Below are 18019 nucleotides of genomic sequence, written 5' to 3' on the forward strand. Positions count from 1 at the left end.
CCCCCTTGGGCGGCGGGGCCGCCCTTCGTCCTCGTCCCTCTGGGCGGCGGGGCCGCCCTTCGTCCCAGCCCGCTTGGCGGCGGGGCTCCGTGCGGGTGCGTCGTGGCTGGTCGCGCAGTTCCCCGCGCCCCTGATGGCATGCCCTCCGGGCAGCCGTCCCCCGCCTACATCCACTCGCTGCGCCCCAGCCACCCCATCATGTTGTCCATCGCCTGCTCCGACATCCGGTGCTCGGGCACCGCCGGGGCGACGGGCGCGGCCTCGGCCGCCCGGATGCGCGCCCGCCCCGGCCCGTACAGCTCCCGCCACACCGCCCGCGCACACCCCAGCACCGCCGGAGCGAGCCGCTCCAGTTCGCGGTGCGCCGACACGCCCCCCTTGCAGGACACCGAGATCGCCGCCACCGCCCGCCCCGCCCCCCGCAGCGGAGCCGCGACGCACGCCACGCCCCGGAAGGCCTCTTCCCGGTCGAAGGCCAGCCCCCGGTCGCGGGCCGCCGCCAACTCCTGGCGCAGGGACGCCGGGCGCACCAGCGTCGAGGGGGTGCGGGGCCGCAGCCCGGCCGCGATCACGTGCTCCGCCGCGTCCGGCTCGCTGAAGGCCAGGATCGCCTTGCCCGCCGCCGTGCAGTACGCCGGCATCCGCCCGCCCACCCGCGACGGCACGCTCGTGTCGTCGAGACCGCCGATCCGCTCCAGGTAGACCACCTCCGTGCCGTCCAGCACCGAGAGGTGCACCAGATGGCCCGTCTGCTCGTGCAGCGCGTGCAGGCGGGGGAGCGCGGCCCGGCGCAGCCGGTTGTGGTGCGAGGCCAGCGCCCCCAGCTCCAGCATCCGCATGCCCATCCGGTAGTCCCGGCCCTCCCGGTCCAGCCAGCGCAGTCCGACGAGCTGGTCGAGGATGCGGTGCGCGGACGAGCGCGGGATGCCCGAGCGCCGCACGACCTCCGTGAGGGAGAGCCGCGGCTGGGCCCCGTCGAACGCGCCGAGCACCTTCGCGGCCTTCTCCAGCAGGGAGAGCGGCTGCTCGGCGGGCATCGTCTGCTCCGGCATGAGGTCAGTCATCAGAGGAACCCCTGTGTGCGGTACGCATCCGCGACATTGCGGACGTGCGGGCGGCCTTGGGGCGACCCTGCCACGGTGCCCGCTCCGGGGGGAAGGGGTCGTACTGAGGTATTTCGTTTCGGCATACACCGCAGCCGGGCGGGAGGGGCGACGGCGCAGGGCCCGAGCGCGGGCGAGCCCCCTCCCGCCGCCCTTCCCGCTCAGTGGGAACCCGGTATTTCGTGCCCGAACGGCGCGGCGTACGTTCTGGCCACTCCACTCGATCCCGCACATCCCGAGAGGCGACACGCATGGGTGACGAAGCAGTCCGCGAAGTCCTCGCGGCGGTCCGCGCACTGGCCCCGACGCTGCGCGGGCGCGCCGCCGAGGCGGAGGCCGCGCGCAAGGTCCCCGAGGCCAGCGTCAAGGAGCTGGAGGCGTGCGGCTTCTTCCGCCTCCTCCAGCCCAAGCGGTACGGCGGCCTCGCCGCGCACCCCGCCGCCTTCTACACCGCCGTCAAGGAGATCGCCAAGGCCTGCGGCTCCACCGGCTGGGTCTCCTCCGTCGTCGGCGTCCACCCCTGGCACGTCGCCCTCTACGACGTCCGCGCGCAGGACGAGGTGTGGGGCGAGGACCCCAGCACCCTCATCTGCTCCTCGTACGCCCCCACCTGCAAGGTCACCCCCGTCGAAGGCGGCTTCCGGGTCACCGGCGCCTGGCACTTCTCCTCCGGCTGCGACCACACCGACTGGGCCCTGCTCGGCGGCATGATCAAGGACGCCGACGGCCGTCCCGTCGACATGCGGACCTTCCTGGTCCCGCGCAACGACTACACCGTCAACGACGTCTGGGACACCGTCGGCCTGCGCGGCTCCGGCTCCAACGACATCGTCTGCGAGGACGTCTTCGTCCCCGAGCACCGCGCGCTGAGCTTCGGCCCGGTCACCGCCCTGAAGTCCCCCGGCCAGCAGGTCAACCCGGAGCCCCTCTACCGGCTCCCGTACGCCTCCATCTTCACCACCACCATCTCCACCCCCGTCGTCGGCATCGCCGAGGGGGCCTACGAGGCATACGTCGCCGCCACCCGCGAGCGCTTCCGCGTCTCCTACGGCCAGCAGGTCGCCGAGGACCCCTTCGCGCAGGTCCGCATCGCCCGCGCGGCCAGCGACATCGACGCCGCCTGGCTCCAACTGGAGCGCAACATCACGGAGTTGTATGAACTGGCCGAGCGCGGCGCGGAACTCCCGATGCCGCTGCGCACCCGGGCCCGCCGCGACCAGGTCCTCGCCACCGAACGCGCGGTCGCGGCCGTCGACCTCCTGATGGAGAACGCGGGCGGCAGCGCCATGCGCAACAAGGCGTCCAACGTCGTGCAGCGCGCCTGGCGCGACGCCCACACCGGCCGCGGGCACGCCGCCAACGACCCCGAGCGCGCTCTCGTCCTCTTCGGCCAGGGCGCCCTCGGCCTCGACATCCAGGACACGATGCTGTGAGCGGGCCCGAGATCACCTACGCGTCCAGCTCCCGCACCGTCAAGGCCGGCGGCCTGACCCTCCACTACCACGAGGCCGCACCCGCCGGCGCGGCCCCCGGCGCCCCCGTCGTGATCATGCTGCACGGCGGCGGTCCCGGCGCCTCCGGCTGGTCCAACTTCGGCGCCAACCTGCCGGTCTTCGCCGAGCACTTCCGTACGCTCCTGGTCGACCAGCCCTGCTACGGCAAGTCCGACAAGCCGGAACCCGACAAGGACTTCTTCTCCTACGCCGCCGACGCCGTCGCCGCCCTGATGGACGAACTCGGCATCGTCCGCGCCCACTTCATCGGCAACTCCCTCGGCGGCGGCACCGCCGCCCGGCTGGCGCTGAACCACCCGGACAAGGTCGCCAAGCTCCTCCTGATGGGCCCCGGCGGGGTCTCGGTCAACCTCTTCCACGCCGACCCCACCGAGGGCATCAAGCGGCTCTTCGAGTTCAGCACGGCGGCCGCGCCCACGCGCGAGCAGATGAAGACCTTCCTCACCACCCTCGCCTTCGACCCGGCGGTCGTCACCGACGAGCTGATCGACGAGCGGTACGCCCAGGCCACCGACCCCGAGGCCGCCCTCGGCAACGCCCGCATGGGCGCCTCCTTCGCCCGGTGGCCCGAGGACACCATGCTCTGGCGCGAGGCCCACCGCATCACCCAGCCGACGCTGCTGACCTGGGGCCGCGAGGACCGGGTCAACCCGCTCGACGGCGCGTTCGTGGCCCTCAAGGCCATTCCCGACGCCCGATTGCACGTCTTCCCGCACTGCGGTCACTGGGCGCAGCGCGAGCAGGCCGCCGAGTTCAACCGACTGGCGATGGACTTCTTCACCCACTGAACGCCGCTGCTCGCAGCGGCCGCCGAAAAGCCCCTGACGCCGCCGAAGGGCCCCCGGCGCCGTCGAACGCCGACGCCACTGCCACCGCCACCGCCGAACCGCCGACGCCACCGCCGACGCCGAACCGCCGACGCCACTGAAGGGCCCCGGCCGCCACTGGCCGCCCGTCGGCCATCGGCCGCCACCGCCGACCTCCCCCGTTCCTCTTCCCCGCCTCGAAGGGCCGTCACCTCCCATGGACATCCGTGCTCTTGGCTACCTGCGCCTCGAAACCGCCTCGCTCGACGAGTGGCGCACCTACACCCTCGACATCCTTGGCATGGTGGAGGCCGAGGGCTCCACCGAGCAGCAGGTGAACCTGCGCATCGACGACCGCGTCCACCGCCTCCAGATCGTCGCCGGCGAGAGCGACAAGCTCCTCGCCGCCGGCTTCGAGGTGGCGAACGCCGCCGCGCTCGCCGCCACCGCCGCCGAACTGGAGGCCGCCGGAGTCGTCGTCAAGCAGGCCGACGCCGCCACCCTCGCCGAGCGCCGCGTCCAGGGCCTCATCCACCTCCAGGACCCCAGCGGCAACCCCCTGGAGATCTTCTGGGGCCAGGCCCAGGACCACAGCCCGCTCGGCACCCCGTACGGCAACCGCTTCGTGACCTCGACCCCCGAGGGCGGCAACCTCGGGCTCGGGCACGTCGTGGTCCCCGCACCGGACACCGAGGAGACCCTGGCGTTCTACGAGAACGTCCTCGGCTTCCAACTGCGCGACTCGATGAAGCTCCCGCCCGTCGCCGTGCCCACGGGCCGGCCCGGCGAGGACTTCCACACGATGCACTTCCTCAGCCCCAACCGCCGCCACCACAGCCTGGGCCTCTACCCGGGCGCGCTGCCGCCCGGCATCGTGCACTTCATGGTCGAGCTGGAAACCCTCGACGACGTCGGTTACTGCCTGGACCGCATGCAGAAGGCCGGAGTGCCGATCGCCTCCTCTCTGGGCCGTCACTCGAACGACCACATGGTCTCCTTCTACGCCCAGGCGCCGGGTGGCTTCCAGGTCGAGTACGGCTGGGACGGACTGATCGTCGACCCCGCCGACTGGGTGGCGAAGGAAATGACCTCGGACAGTTTCTGGGGCCATCAGTGGAACGGCTGACGGGCCCGAACCCCGCCACTGATCACCTCGTACCCGAAGAACGGCCGGGAGCGACAGGGGAGTTCCCGGCCCCCCTCACCCCATCGGGTGATTCCGCCGCGCCCTCCGGTCCCGTCCCGAAGGAGACCGGCACGCCCCCGGGGTCCGCCCCGACCGGCCCCGGAGCGCCGCCGCTCGTCGACCCCGCCCGCTTCCGCGACGTGCTGGGACGTTTCGCCAGCGGCATCACCGTGGTCGCCGCCCTGGACGAGCACGGCGGCCCGGTCGGTTTCGCCTGCCAGTCCTTCGCCTCGCTCTCCCTCGATCCGCCGCTCGTCCTGCTCTGCGTCGGGAAGAGCTCCAGCAGTTGGCCCCGGGTCGAACGGGCCCGCCGCTTCGGCGTGAGCATCCTCGCCGACGACCAGGCCGACACCTGCGCGGCCCTCGGCCGCCGGGGCAGCGACAAGTTCGCCGGTGTCGACTGGGAGCGCACCCCGAACGGCGCGGTCCGCATCAACAACGCGCTGGCCACGGTCGATTGTGAGCTGTACGCCGTCCACGAGGCGGGTGATCATTACGTGATCACCGCCCGCGTCCTCGACCTGGACGCGCGCCCCGACGGATCGCCCCTGCTCTACTTCCGCAGTGACTACGCCACCGGAGTGTTCACATGACCGATTCTCCGTCGACCGCCTCCCCGCAGAGCCGGAGGTCCCAGGACTGGGACCACACCTACGACGTCGTCGTGGTCGGCTCCGGTGCCGCCGGCATGGCCGCCGCCCTCACCGCACGGCTGCGCGGCCTGAGCGCCCTCGTCGTGGAGAAGACCGACAAGTACGGCGGCTCCACCGCCCTGTCCGGCGGCGCGATATGGGTGCCCGCCACCTTCCACCTCGACGAGGCCGGCCTCGGCGACACCCGCGAGAAGGCCCGCGCCTACCTCGACGCCACCGTCGGCGACCGCGTGCCCGAGGCCCGCAAGGAGGCCTACCTCGACCACGGGCCGCGCATGGTCAAGGAGTTCCACGACCGCACCGACGTGCGGTTCATGTACACCCCCGGCTACTCGGACTACTACCCCGAGGCCCTGGGCGGCATGGCGCAGGGCCGCTCCATCGAGCCCCGCATCGCCGACCTCAAGGCCCTCGGACCGCTCGCCGCCGGCATGCGCCGCGCGGGCCTGCCCACGTACGGGCTCACCATCACCTCGTACGACTTCCGGTACGTCAACATGATCAGCCGCACCTGGGCCGGCCGGAGGGCCTCCCTCCGCGTCGGCGTGCGAGCCGCGAAGGCCCTGGTCACCGGCAAGAAACTGGTCTCGCTCGGCGAGGCGCTCGTCGCCCGGCTGCGCCTCTCGCTGGACAAGCACGGCGCCGAGCTGTGGCTGTCGGCGCCGCTGACCTCCTTCGTGCGCGACGAGGAGAGCGGCCGGGTCACGGGGGTGCGCGTCACCCGCGACGGCACACAGGTCTCCGTACGCGCCAGGGGCGGTGTGGTGCTGGCCTCCGGCGGGTTCTCGCACAGCCAGGAGCTGCGCGAGAAACACCTCCCGGCCCCCACCTCCACCGCCTGGACGCACGCCTCCGAGGGCCAGGTCGGCGACGCCCTGCGGCTCGGGGAGGAACTGGGCGCGGCCACCGACCTGCTGGACAAGGTGTGGGGTGCGCCGTCGGTCTGCCCACCCGGTGAGAAGTCCTTCTTCCTGGTCGCCGACCGCGGCATCCCCGGCATGGTCGTCGTCAACGCGGCGGGACAGCGGTACGCCAACGAGGCGGCCCCCTACCACCAGTTCGTCGACGCGATGTACGAGGCGGACCGGCCGGACGCGACGACCGTCCCGTCCTGGCTGGTCCTGGACGCCCGCTCCAAGTCCCGCTACCTCTTCGCCGGGCTCTTCCCCGGCCAGGCCTTCCCCACGTCCTGGACGCGGACCGGCTTCCTGAAGCAGGCCGCCACGATCGAGCAGCTCGCGACCCTCATCAAGGCGCCCGAACTGCCCTCCTCCGTCCGGCGCTTCAACCGGTTCGCCGACGCGGGCAAGGACGAGGACTTCGGGCGCGGGGACAGCGTGTACGACCGGTACTACGGCGACCCCACGCTCCCCAACCCCAACCTCGCCCCGCTGGAGAAGGGGCCCTTCTACGCGATCCCGGTCCACCCCGGCGACATCGGCACCAAGGGCGGTCTGGTCACCGACGCCCAGGCGCGGGTGCTGCGCGAGGACGGCAGCGTGATCGAGGGCCTGTACGCCTCCGGGAACTGCTCCGCGGCGGTCATGGGCGAGACGTACCCGGGGCCGGGCGGGACGATCGGCCCCGCGATGGCCTTCGGCTGGGCGGCGGTCAACGACATCGCGTCGGTCGTCGAAGCCGCGACCGCCGGACCCGGGGCTACCGGAGCCGGGGCCGCGTCCACTCCAGGCGACGCCTGACCTCTTCGTCCGGTACGAGGACGAGTGCCTCCCGCGCGACGCGGTGGGCCGGGGAGCCGGGCATCCCGTCCGCCAGCACCCGCCACAGGGCCTCGGCCGCCCGGGGGTCCCGGCACGCGGCCAGTCCCCGCGCCGCTTCGGCGTAGGCGGGGTGGGCGGGGGAGAGGGGCGCCCACTCCCGCCCGCCCCGCGCGGGCGGCGGGGCCGTCTCCCGGGGGCGGAACGCAAGGGGTGCGGCCCGCTCGGCGTCGGGTGCGTCCCGGTCCGCCCCGCCCGGCCCCGGCCGGCCCGCACCCACCTGCTCCGCCAGGGCCTCCCGCAGCGGATCGCTCACCGCACCGGCCACTGCCGCCCGCGCCAGCGACCCCACCGCCGCCCCCCGCACCCCGGGGTCCCCGTCCCGCGCCAGCACGAGCAGCGCGTCCACCGCCGGTCCGGCGAACCCCAGCCGCCCCAACGCCCTCGCCACCCGCTCCCGCGCCCCCGCATCGGGGTGCCCCGCCCGCGCCAGCACCTCCGGCAGCGCCGCCGGGTCCCCGTGCCGCCCCAGCGCCCGTACCGCCGCCCGCGTCAGGGCCGCCGGCCCCTCCCGCGACGCCAGCTCCCGCAGCAGCGGCACCGCCGCCCCGCGCGCCCCCACCCTCGCCAGCACGTCCGCTGCGAAGGTCTGGTGCAGAAAGCCGGAAGGACCCGAGGAGTCCACGCCCCGCGCACACCACGACCGCGCCGCCCGGAACGTCTCCTCGTCCGCCCGCTGCCACAGCGCCGCCACCGCCTCCCGCCAGTCGTTGCCCTCCGGGTCCCCCGAGCGGACCGCCCGCCCCGCCAGCTCCTCCGCCGGCGTCCGCACCCCGAGTACGCACTCCAGGCGCGTGACCACGGCGGCGTGCGCCGTCTGCTGCTCCTCCGACGCCACGGGTATGCCGTCCCGCAGCAGTTCCACCACCAGCGTCGTACCGCCCTCCTCCACCACCCGCCGCGCCGCGAACACATCCCCCTGCCGCGCCCCGTACATCTGTCGCAACCGTCGCCGCACCGCGTGCTCCACGTCACTTTCCAGCCACCCTCGCGCCTCCGCGAGCGCCGCCTCCCGGTCCGCCGCCCGGTGCCGCAGCAGTGCCCGCACCGTCGCGGGCGAGCCGCGCCGCGCGGCCAGCACGAGCGCCGACTCCCCGCCGGGGCCCGGCAGATCGGGGTCCGCCCCGTGCGCCAGGAGTTCCTCCACCGTGCTCGCGTGGCCCCGGCCCGCCGCCCAGGTCAGCGGGGTGAAGCCGTAGTCCTCGCGCAGGTCGGGGCGGGCCCCCGCCGCCAGCAGCGCCCGTACGACATCGGTGTGGCCGCCCACGGCCGCCGCGCACAGCGGCAGGTCACCGCCCTCGGGGCCGCACGGGCGGTCCGGGTCCGCGCCCGCCGCGAGCAGTGAACGCACGATGGTGGGGCGGTCGTTCGCCGCCGCCGCGTACAGGGCGCTCGTCTTGTCGGTGTCCGTGGCCTCCGCCGGGACGCCCGCCCGAAGCAGCCGTACAACAGCGTCGTCCTCGCCATCGTGCACGGCCTCGAACAGGTCCCGCAGGCCCGCTGTCGGGTTGTGGTCCATCCTTCGACCCTACGTGGACCGCCGAATGTTCCCGCAGGTCAGCAACTGTCCGGGGCGGAGTGGCGGGAGGGTCAGGTGTCGCAGGACAGCACCGTGCGGCACAGCCCGCAGCGCGCCTTGAGCGCACCGCGCACCGGCACGCGCAGCCGCTGGTGGCAGGTCGGGCAGGGGAACGAGACGCGCAGGTCGTCCGGCCGGCCCTCGAAGGCGTACGGGGCGAGCGGGCCCGCAGTGCCCGAGCCGCCGTTCTCCAGGGCGTGCCGGCGGTCCTTGCCGTACCGGTGCCGGGCCAGCCGGCCCGCCTCCGCGAGCGGCGGCCTGCGGGCGTCGCGCAGCGCCTGCGCCATGCCCTTCGTGTACGCCGTGTAGGCCTCCGCGCTGGTGAACCAGGGCGCCGGGTCCTCGCCGAGCAGCAGGGCGCGCTTGGCCAGGACGTAACCGAACTCCTCCGGCGTGAGGTATCCGAGCTTCTGGCTGGTGGCCCCGTCCTGCCGGAAGGCGTCCAGCAGCAGCCAGCCCGCGCCGAGGTACGTCGTCACCGTGTCGGTGAGGATCTCGTTCTCGGGCGTGCTCGGGAACGACAGGCCGAGACGGTGCAGGAGGACGTGCGTGATCTCGTGCGCGAGGGCGGCCCCGATGTCGCGGCGGTGGTCCAGGAAGCGCTCGTTCAGCTCGATGAAGTACTCCGGGCCCGCGGTGAGCTCGACCCCGGCGGCATGCTCCATCTGCCGGTAACTGACGATCACGCGGGCGTCCGGAAGCCGCAGGTGGGCGACGAGGGCGCGGGCCACGGCCTGCGCGCCGAGGTGCGGATCGTCCTGGACGGAGAAGGCCACGTCGGCCGGGAACACGCTCGGCACGTACGCGTGCACCCCGTCCTCGCCGATCCGCCGGTACAGCGCGGTCAGCGCTCTGCGCACGGTGTCCAGATGCGGGAAGCCGTGCTCGACCTCGCTGCCGATGCTCATCTGCGCCCCCTGCCCACGGCCGCCGGACGCCCGGCGCGCGCTGGCCGAAATGGAACCCTTGTCGGTCCTCGGACCAACTCCACATAATCCAACAACGCGTTGACGGGCTCATGCCAGTGCTGCGTCGGTGTGTGCTCTGTCCTGACCGCTCTGTCCTGTCCGGTCCGCTCCGTGCTCCGCCGCACGCTCCGTCGGGTGTCTCCGTCGGGTGATCCGTACAGCGCGTTTTCCTCTCCACCCCCCACTGAAAGGCACTCCGTTGAAGAACGTACTCCGTGCCGTCAAGAGATCCGCTGTCATAGGCGCCGTCGCCCTCGCCGCGTTCAGCCTCCAGCCCGCGGGCGCCTCCGCGGGAACCACCGGCGCCTCCGGCACCCAGCCCGTCGTAGGAGGAACGCGCGCCGCCCAGGGCGAGTTCCCGTTCATGGTCCGCCTCTCCATGGGCTGCGGCGGCGCGCTCTACGCCAAGGACATCGTCCTCACCGCTGCCCACTGCGTCGACGGCTCCGGCAACAACACCAGCATCACCGCCACCGCGGGCGTCGTGGACCTCCAGAGCTCCAGCGCCATCAAGGTCAAGTCCACCAAGGTCCTCCAGGCCCCCGGCTACAACGGCAACGGCAAGGACTGGGCCCTCATCAAGCTGGCCAAGCCGATCAACCAGCCCACGCTGAAGATCGCCACCAACACGTCGTACAACTCCGGGACGTTCACCGTCGCCGGCTGGGGCGCCGCCCGCGAAGGCGGAGCGCAGCAGCGCTACCTGCTCAAGGCGCAGGTGCCGTTCGTCTCCGACGCCTCGTGCAAGGCGTCGTACCCCTCCCTCATCGCCGGCGAGGAGATCTGCGCCGGATACAGCCAGGGCGGCACCGACACCTGCCAGGGCGACTCCGGCGGACCCATGTTCCGCCGGGACAACGCCGGGGCGTGGGTCCAGGTCGGCATCGTGAGCTGGGGCAACGGCTGCGCCCGGCCGAACTACCCGGGCGTCTACACGGAGGTCTCGACCTTCGCGTCGGCGATCGCCAGCGCGGCGTCCACGCTGTAACGCCCGTTCCGGGCGGGGCGGACGCGCACCCCTGACCGGGTGGCCGTACGCCCCGCCCCTCGCCCCGCGCCCCTGTGCGGCAGGCAGTTCAGGGGTGCGGGGAACTGCGCGGGCAACTGCGCGAGCAACCACGACGCACCCGCACGGACGCGTCTTCCGTCGCCCCGCGGGTCGCGGGGGAGGATCGCGGCATCCGTCCGGCGCGGACTATTCGACCCGTACCGCACCGCGCTCCAGCGGCCCGCCCTCCACCTCCAGCACCCACACCTCGTTCTCCCCCTCCCGCAGCACCGCGCCCGGTACGAAGAGGGACTCCTGCGGCCCGGCGGCGGGCCAGTAGCGGCCCACGCAGAAACCGTTCACCCAGGCGAAGCCCCGCCCCCACCCGGCCAGCTCCAGCGCCGCGTCCCCGGCCCCCGCGACGGTGAACCCGCCGACGTACAGCCCTGGCGGGAGACCGTCCGGCAGGGCCCGCGAACCCGTCTTCCGCACCAGGCCCGCGTCCTCGAAGGACTCCAGGCGCAGGCCCCGGGACCGTACGCCGTGCAGGTACTGGCGCTCGTGCACCACCCCGCCCGTCAGGCCCTTCGGCTCCCCGACCCGGGGACCGTAGTTGACCCGGCCCAGCGACTCCACCCACAGGTCCACCGTCGCGGGACCCGCCACCGGCTCCGCCAGCCACGCGTCCTCCGAGGTGAGCGTCCCGGCCCGCACCCCGTCGACGTACACCTGCGCCCGGTCCCGCAGACCCCGCACACCGAGCGGGTACGGCCGGCGCGGACCGGGAACCCGCACCCGGTAGCGGACCAGGCCCCGGCCCACCCCCAGCTCCTCGAAGGTCGCCGGAACACCGCGCTCCGACTCCTCGCCGCCCAGCGCCTCCAGCACGTCCTCCAGCGGCGCCCAGCCCGTGAAGTCCGCCGCGGCCGGACCGGCCAGCCGCGCCGGCGGGGCGGGCACCTCGGGCAGCGGCCCCTCCGCGTACTCCGCCAGCACCTCCCGGAAGCGCCAGAACTTCTCCGTCGGCCGGCCGTACTCGTCGACCGGCGCGCCGTAGTCGTACGAGGTGACCGTCGGCTGGAGCTCGCCCCCGTGCAGCTCACCGGCCCGGTTCGCACCCGCCCAGCCCGCGAAGTTCGTGCCGCCGTGCGCCATGTACAGGTTCACCGAGGCCCCGCACTCCAGGATCTCGCGCAGCGCCTGCGCCGCGTCGCCCGCGTCCCGCACGATCCCCGAGGCGCCCCAGTGCTCGAACCACCCGCACCAGAACTCCATGCACATCAGCGGACCGGAGCCCTGGTGACGGCGCAGCGTCTCGAAGGCCGCCCGCGCCCCCGAGCCGAAGTTCGCCGTCGCCAGGACCCCCGGCACCGAACCGCCCGTCAGCATGTGGTCCTCCGGGCCGTCGGAGGTGAAGAGGGGGACCGTCACGCCGACTTCGCGCAGGAATCCGGCCAGGCGGGCGAGGTAGACGGAATCGGAACCGTAACTTCCGTACTCGTTCTCCACCTGCACCATCAGGACCGGGCCGCCCCGGGTGATCTGCCGCTGCACGACCTGGGGGAGGAGCCGGCGGAACCACCGTTCCACCTGCCCCAGATACGCCCTGTCGCGGGTGCGCACGCGCGAGCCCAGCGGGCCGGTCAGCCAGTGCGGCAGCCCGCCGTTCTCCCACTCCGCGCAGATGTACGGCCCCGGGCGTACGATCGCCCACAGCCCGGCCTCCGCCGCCGCGTCCAGGAACCGGCCCAGCGCCTCCACGTCGTGGAACCGGCCCGGGTCGGGCTCGTGCAGGTTCCAGGGGACGTACGTCTCGACGCAGTTGAGTCCCATCGCCCGCAGCATCCCCAGCCGGTGGGCCCACGCCGACTCGTGCACCCGGAAGTAGTGCAGCGCCCCCGACAGCAGCCGCACCGGCCGCCCGTCCAGCAGAAAGTCCTGGTCACCCACCGTGAAGTCAGCCACGGGTCCCGCCCATCTGAAGTCGTCGGGACACGGCCCGGAAATCGTCGACAAGGCACACACCCTGCCCCCTGGCGGGCGGGGCGGTCCATGGACAAAGATCAACGGAAGTTGGACGGTTGGGCGGTTGGTCGGACATTCGGACATTCGGCCGGTCGGGCATTCAGCCGGTCGGGCATTCGGTTGGTCGGACATTCGGTTGGTCGGTTGGTCGGTTGGTCGGACCGAAGACGCACGCCCGGCGAGAACGCGGCGAGGACGAGGACGGCGGATGTACCACACCTGGATGCGCTACTTCACCCCCAGCCCCACCCACCACAGACTCGGCCTGGTCTGCCTGGGCGTCGGCCTCCAGCACGGCGCCCTGCCCACCGTCGGCCCCCGCACCCTCGACCACCACGTCGCCATCGTCATCAGCGCGGGCAGCGGATGGTTCCGGGGCGCGGACGGCCGACGCACCGCCGTCACCGCGCCCGCGCTGCTGTGGGTGACGCCCGGAGTGCCCCACCACTACGGGCCCGACCCGGACACCGGCTGGGACGAGAGCTTCGTCGACTTCACCGGGCCCGCCACCGCGACGTACACCGAACTCGGGTACATCGAGCCCGACCGGCCCGTCGTCCCGCTCGCCGACACCGCCGGGGCGCGGGCCGCCGTCGGCCGCATCGCACGGGCCGCCCGCCGGGGCAACCCGCTCCTGGAGGTCGAGACCGGCGCCGCCGTCCACGAACTGCTGGTCGCGCTGCGCAAGGCGCGGGCGGACCTCGGCGCCGACGGGGACCCCGTGCTGGCCGCCCTCGCCCGCGACGCCTTCCAGCCGCTGTCGGTCGCCGAACACGCCGCCCGGCACGGCATGACCCCGGCGGAGCTGCGCAACGCGGTACGGCGCGGAGCCGGGTGCAGCCCCAAGGACTACCTCCTGGGCATCCGGCTCGGCCGCGCCAAGGAACTCCTCGCCGCCACCGACCTCCCCGTCGCCGCCGTCGCCCGCCGGGTCGGGTACGACGACCCCGCCTACTTCTCGCGGCTCTTCACCCGGCGGGTCGGCACCGCTCCCGTGCGCTTCCGCGAGCAGCAGGGGCGCAGCGTGCCCGGGGGATGGAGTCACCAGATCCCGGATCCCGAACACCCTCCGACGATCCCCACGTGACCGACGTAAGCTCGCTGCCCATGAGCACCAGCACCCCCGCCGCCCCGGACCCCGCCGAGCCCACGGAGCCTCTCGCGCCCTCGGAGGCCGCCGGCCCCGTCGACCCGGCCGTACGCGCCGAACTCCACCGGCTCCGCGACAGCATCGACAACATCGACGCGGCCGTCGTCCACATGCTCGCGGAACGCTTCAAGTGCACGATGCAAGTGGGGCACCTCAAGGCGGAACACCACCTTCCGCCGGCCGACCCGGCTCGCGAATCCCGCCAGATCGCGCGTCTGCGGGGCCTCGCGGAGTCCGCCAAACTGGATCCGGCCTTCGCCGAGAAGCTGCTCAACTTCATCATCGCGGAGGTCATCCGCCACCACGAACAAATCGCGGACACCCCTGCGGAGTGATCCTTCGCCGGTCCTGCGCGGGTGCGTCGTGGCCGGCCGCGCAGTTCCCCGCGCCCCTGATGCCATGCCCTCCGGGCAGCCATCCCTCACCACCCCTCGCGACGAGGCAACCCTAGCCCTCTTGGGCGACGCAGCCCTCTCCGCCCCCGTCCCCTCGGGCGACGCAGCCCCCTCCGCTCCCGCCCCCTTGGGCGGCGGGCCCTCGGGGGGGAGGGGGTGCCCCCTGCTTGAGCGAAGCCGAGAGCTTGGGGGAGGGCGGGCAGGGGGTGGCCCCTTCCGCTCCCGGCCCGCCCGGGTGCCGTCCCTTGCCTCAGGCACCGGCTGCGCGCCCCCGGCAGAAGCCATGCCCGCCCCGGCCCGCCCGGGTGCCGCCCCTTGCCCAAGTGCCCGCACCGGCCGCGCGACCCCCGCCAGGAGCCCGGCGCCCGGGTCAGCCCCGGCCCCCCGCGGCACCCCCCCATCGGCGACCATGTCCCCATGCCCGTACTGACGCGCGACGAAGCGCAGACCCGTGCCCAGCTCATCGAAGCCCGCCGCTACACGGTCCACCTCGACCTCACCCAGGGCGACGCCACCTTCGACTCCCGCACCGTCATCCACTTCACCGCCCGCACCGCCGGCGACACCTTCCTCGAGCTGAAGCCCGCCACCCTGCGCTCCCTCACCCTCGACGGGCACCCCCTCGACCCCGCCGCCCTCGCCGACAACCGGTTCCCCCTCACCGGCCTCACCCCCGGCGAGCACGAGCTGCGTATCGACGCCGCCATGCACTACTCCCGCACCGGCGAAGGCATGCACCGCTTCACCGACCCCGCCGACGGCGAGACGTACGTCTACACCCAGCTCTTCCTCGACGACGTCCAGCGCGTCTTCCCCGCCTTCGACCAGCCCGACCTCAAGTCCGTCTTCGAGGTCTCCGTCACCGCCCCCGACGGCTGGACCGTCGCCGCCAACACCCGCGAGACCGGCCGCACCGAAGACGGCCGCCGCACCTTCGCCCCCACCCCCCTCATCTCCACCTACCTCGTCGCCGTCATCGCCGGCCCCTGGCACACCGTCCGCACCCACCACGCGGGCCTGCCCTTCGCCCTGCACTGCCGCCGCTCTCTCGCCCCTCACCTCGACGCCGACGCCGACGAGATCCTCGACGTCACCAGGGCCTGCTTCGACCGCTACCACGAGAAGTTCGACGAGCCCTACCCCTTCGACTCCTACGACCAGGCCTTCGTCCCCGAATTCAACGCGGGCGCCATGGAGAACCCCGGACTCGTCACCTTCCGCGACACCTACGTCTTCCAGTCCGCCGTCACCGACACCCAGCGCCAGGCCCGCGCCACGACCATCGCCCACGAGATGGCCCACATGTGGTTCGGCGACCTCGTCACCCTGCGGTGGTGGGACGACATCTGGCTCAACGAGTCCTTCGCCGAATACATGGCCTACCAGGTCCTCTCCGAGGCCACCCGTCACCAGGACACCTGGACCGCCTTCGCCGTCGCCCGCAAGACCTGGGGCTACGACGCCGACCAGAGCCCCTCCACCCACCCCGTCGCCCCGGACCCCGAAGCCGTCCCCGACACGGCCGCCGCCCTCCTCAACTTCGACGGCATCTCCTACGCCAAGGGCGCCTCCGCCCTGCGCCAACTGGTCTTCTGGATGGGCGAGAAGGACTTCCTGGCCGGCATCAACACGCACTTCGCACGCCACAAGTTCGCCAACGCCACCCTCGCCGACCTCCTCGACAACCTCGCCACCGCCACCGACCGCGACGTCCACGCCTGGGCCGCGGCCTGGCTGCGCACCACGGGCGTCGACACCCTCACCCCGGCCGTCACCGACACCGACACCGGCTGGACCCTCGACGTCACCCGCACCGGCTCCCGCCCGCACCGCATCACCGTCGGCGCGTACGACCAGGACCTCCTCGAAGCGGACACCCTCGTCCTGCGCGAACGCTTCGACCTGGACGTCCCCGCCTCCGGTACGGACGCGGACCCGGTCACGGCGTCGGCCACCGGTACGGACGCGGACCCGGTCACGGCGTCGGCCACCGGCGCGGACGCCGAACGGCCCCCCGGTACGGCCTCGGACGCCGACGCGGACCTCCCGTCCGACGGCGGCCCCGCCACCCCCGCCCCCGCCCTCGCCGCGGACCCCGTCCTCACCCGCCCCGGCCGCCGCCCCGCCCTGCTCCTCCTCAACGACGGCGACCAGACCTACGCCAAGGTCCGCCTCGACCCCGCCTCCTGGAAGACCGCCCTGCGCTCCCTCGCGGGCATCCCCGACGCGCTGACCCGCGCCGTCATCTGGAACGCCGCCCGCGACATGGTCCGCGACGGCCAACTCCCGCCCGCCGCCTACCTGGACGCGGCCCGCGCCCACCTCCCGCACGAACGCGACCTCTCCGTCGTACAGGGAGTCCTCGCCTTCGCCTCCCAGCAGATCGCCGACCACTACCTCGGCCCCGACGACCGCCCGGCCGCGCTGGCCACCCTCACCGCGCTCTGCCGCGACCTCATGCGCCGCACCGAGGACGGCCAGGACCCGGGGCTGCGCCTGGTGGCCGTACGCCACTTCATCGCCGCCGCGACCCAGCCCGACGGCATCCAGGACTGGTACGACAACGACAGCGTCCCGGGCGGCCCCCTCCTCGACCCCGAACTCCGCTGGAGCATCCTGCACCGGCTGGCGGTGCTCGGCGCGACCGACGAAGCGGCCGTCGACCGCGAACTCGCCCGCGACCCCAGCGCCACCGGCGAACAGGGCGCCGCCCGCTGCCGCGCCGCGCTGCCCACGCCCGAGGCCAAGGCGGCGGCCTGGGACCGCCTCTTCACCCGCGACGACCTCTCCAACTACCTGTTCACCGCCACCGCACAGGGATTCTGGCAACCCGAACAGAACGAACTCCTCGCGGACTACGTACCCCGCTACTACCCGGCGGCCGCAGCCCTCGCCGCACGCCGAGGCCCGGCGATGGCCGAGGCGGCGGGCCGGCACGCCTTCCCGGCGTACGCCGCAACGCCGGAAGCGCTCGCACTCGGGGAGCAACACCTGCGCGAAACGGACCTCACCCCGGCGCTGCGCCGCAAACTCATCGACCAACTCGACGCGCTCTCCCGCGCCTTGCACATCCGCTCCACCCCCTGACCTCCAAGGCCCGCCCTCCACCCGACGGGCCCTCACCCGTGCGGCTTGCGGTGGGTCGCCCGCACATTTCCCCACGCCCCTGCCGGACCGCCCCTGCAAGGGGCGCGGGGAACTGCACACCCAGCCACCCACCTCCCGCACGGAACCCTCCACAGCCCCGCAGGGCCACGGAAAGGCCCGGGCAGGAAAAATCCCCGCCCCGGCTCACGCCTCCCCGCCCAGGGGCCCCGCCTTGCCGAAAGGGGCGCGTGGAACTGCGCGCCCAGCCACCCACCCCCCGCACGGAACCCCCGACATTCCCGCAGGGCCACGGAAAGGCCCGGGCAGGGAAAATCTCCGCCCCCCTGGCTCACGCCTCCCCGCCCAGCGGCCCTGCGCCGCCGAAAGGGGCGCGGGGAACTGCGCGCCCAGCGACCTGCCCCCCCCCGCACGGAGCCCTCCACAGCCCCGCAGGGTTACGGGAAGGGGCGGGTAGGGGAAATCTCCGGCCCCTGGCTCACGCCTCCCGCCCAGCGACCCCGCACCGCAAGCCCCCACTCGAACGCCCCAGCACAGTCCGGGAGACGTTCCACCCCAAAGGCCCTCCGCCGCGGAGATACTCCGTCCCGGAGCCCCCGCCCAGCGGCACTGCACCCCATCGGCACTCCGCCCCAAAGGCTCCCCGCCTCGGAGACATCCCGCCCCGAGGGCTCCCCGCCCCGAGGGCTCCCCGCCCCGAGGGCTCCCCGCCCCGAGGGCTCCCCGCCCCGAGGGCTCCCCGCCCCGAGGGCTCCCCGCCCCGAGGGCT

At 73.7% G+C, this 18019-nt stretch carries 13 protein-coding genes; 9 read left to right on the forward strand and 4 right to left on the reverse strand.

The features are described from left to right. Positions 1 to 164: 164 nt before the first annotated feature. A complete protein-coding gene (locus ACIP93_RS11870) occupies positions 165 to 1064 on the reverse strand; it encodes an IclR family transcriptional regulator (RefSeq protein WP_401757682.1) in 900 nt (299 codons plus the stop codon). A gap of 290 nt (positions 1065 to 1354) precedes the next feature. On the opposite strand from ACIP93_RS11870, the gene hsaA reads away from it, so the two are divergent. The 5 genes from hsaA (at position 1355) to ACIP93_RS11895 (ending at position 6962) form a co-directional block, all read left to right on the forward strand. Next, the gene (hsaA, locus tag ACIP93_RS11875) at positions 1355 to 2536 is read left to right on the forward strand and encodes a 3-hydroxy-9,10-secoandrosta-1,3,5(10)-triene-9,17-dione monooxygenase oxygenase subunit (protein ID WP_401757684.1); all 1182 of its coding nucleotides are present in this window, start codon (positions 1355 to 1357) and stop codon (positions 2534 to 2536) included. Next, on the forward strand, positions 2533 to 3405 hold the full coding sequence (gene hsaD / locus ACIP93_RS11880; RefSeq protein ID WP_401757686.1) for a 4,5:9,10-diseco-3-hydroxy-5,9,17-trioxoandrosta-1(10),2-diene-4-oate hydrolase: 873 nt from the start codon (positions 2533 to 2535) through the stop codon (positions 3403 to 3405). Before hsaA ends, hsaD begins: the two co-directional genes overlap by 4 nt. Before the next feature lie 235 nt (positions 3406 to 3640). After that, positions 3641 to 4549 (forward strand): VOC family protein, encoded by a 909-nt coding sequence (locus tag ACIP93_RS11885; RefSeq protein WP_401757688.1) that lies wholly within the window; start codon positions 3641 to 3643, stop codon positions 4547 to 4549. Positions 4550 to 4749: 200 nt separating this feature from the next. Continuing rightward, positions 4750 to 5202, forward strand: a complete 453-nt coding sequence (locus ACIP93_RS11890) for a flavin reductase family protein (RefSeq protein WP_401757690.1) — start codon at positions 4750 to 4752, stop codon at positions 5200 to 5202. Next, the gene (locus tag ACIP93_RS11895) at positions 5199 to 6962 is read left to right on the forward strand and encodes an FAD-dependent oxidoreductase (RefSeq protein WP_401757692.1); all 1764 of its coding nucleotides are present in this window, start codon (positions 5199 to 5201) and stop codon (positions 6960 to 6962) included. The genes ACIP93_RS11890 and ACIP93_RS11895 overlap by 4 nt, the downstream gene beginning before the upstream one ends. Here the strand turns inward: ACIP93_RS11895 and ACIP93_RS11900 are convergent. Continuing rightward, on the reverse strand, positions 6922 to 8559 hold the full coding sequence (locus ACIP93_RS11900) for an ankyrin repeat domain-containing protein (protein ID WP_401757694.1): 1638 nt from the start codon (positions 8557 to 8559) through the stop codon (positions 6922 to 6924). The genes ACIP93_RS11895 and ACIP93_RS11900 overlap by 41 nt on opposite strands. Positions 8560 to 8630: 71 nt before the next feature. Further along, positions 8631 to 9527 carry a hypothetical protein gene (locus tag ACIP93_RS11905; RefSeq protein ID WP_401757696.1) on the reverse strand — a complete coding sequence of 299 codons (897 nt, stop codon included), beginning with the start codon at positions 9525 to 9527 and terminating at the stop codon, positions 8631 to 8633. Between the two features lie 259 nt (positions 9528 to 9786). Here ACIP93_RS11905 and ACIP93_RS11910 point away from each other — a divergent pair, with 259 nt between their 5' ends. Then, positions 9787 to 10575, forward strand: coding sequence for a serine protease (locus ACIP93_RS11910; protein WP_345223992.1), 789 nt, complete (start codon positions 9787 to 9789; stop codon positions 10573 to 10575). 207 nt (positions 10576 to 10782) lie between these two features. Here ACIP93_RS11910 and ACIP93_RS11915 read toward each other — a convergent pair whose 3' ends face one another. Next, on the reverse strand, positions 10783 to 12540 hold the full coding sequence (locus ACIP93_RS11915) for a beta-galactosidase family protein (protein ID WP_401757698.1): 1758 nt from the start codon (positions 12538 to 12540) through the stop codon (positions 10783 to 10785). 268 nt (positions 12541 to 12808) lie between these two features. Between ACIP93_RS11915 and ACIP93_RS11920 the strand changes: the two genes are divergently transcribed. The 3 genes from ACIP93_RS11920 to pepN all read left to right on the forward strand — a co-directional run bounded on the left by ACIP93_RS11920 (position 12809) and on the right by pepN (position 17232). Continuing rightward, on the forward strand, positions 12809 to 13687 hold the full coding sequence (locus ACIP93_RS11920; protein ID WP_345223996.1) for an AraC family transcriptional regulator: 879 nt from the start codon (positions 12809 to 12811) through the stop codon (positions 13685 to 13687). A 20-nt stretch (positions 13688 to 13707) separates the two neighbouring features. Beyond that, positions 13708 to 14085 carry a chorismate mutase gene (locus ACIP93_RS11925; RefSeq protein WP_345226559.1) on the forward strand — a complete coding sequence of 126 codons (378 nt, stop codon included), beginning with the start codon at positions 13708 to 13710 and terminating at the stop codon, positions 14083 to 14085. Between the two features lie 477 nt (positions 14086 to 14562). Further along, positions 14563 to 17232: an aminopeptidase N gene (gene pepN, locus ACIP93_RS11930; protein WP_401757701.1), complete on the forward strand. Its 2670-nt coding sequence runs from the start codon at positions 14563 to 14565 to the stop codon at positions 17230 to 17232. Positions 17233 to 18019: the final 787 nt, after the last annotated feature.

This window comes from Streptomyces sp. NPDC088745, assembly GCF_044751045.1.
GTDB lineage: Bacteria > Actinomycetota > Actinomycetes > Streptomycetales > Streptomycetaceae > Streptomyces > Streptomyces cremeus.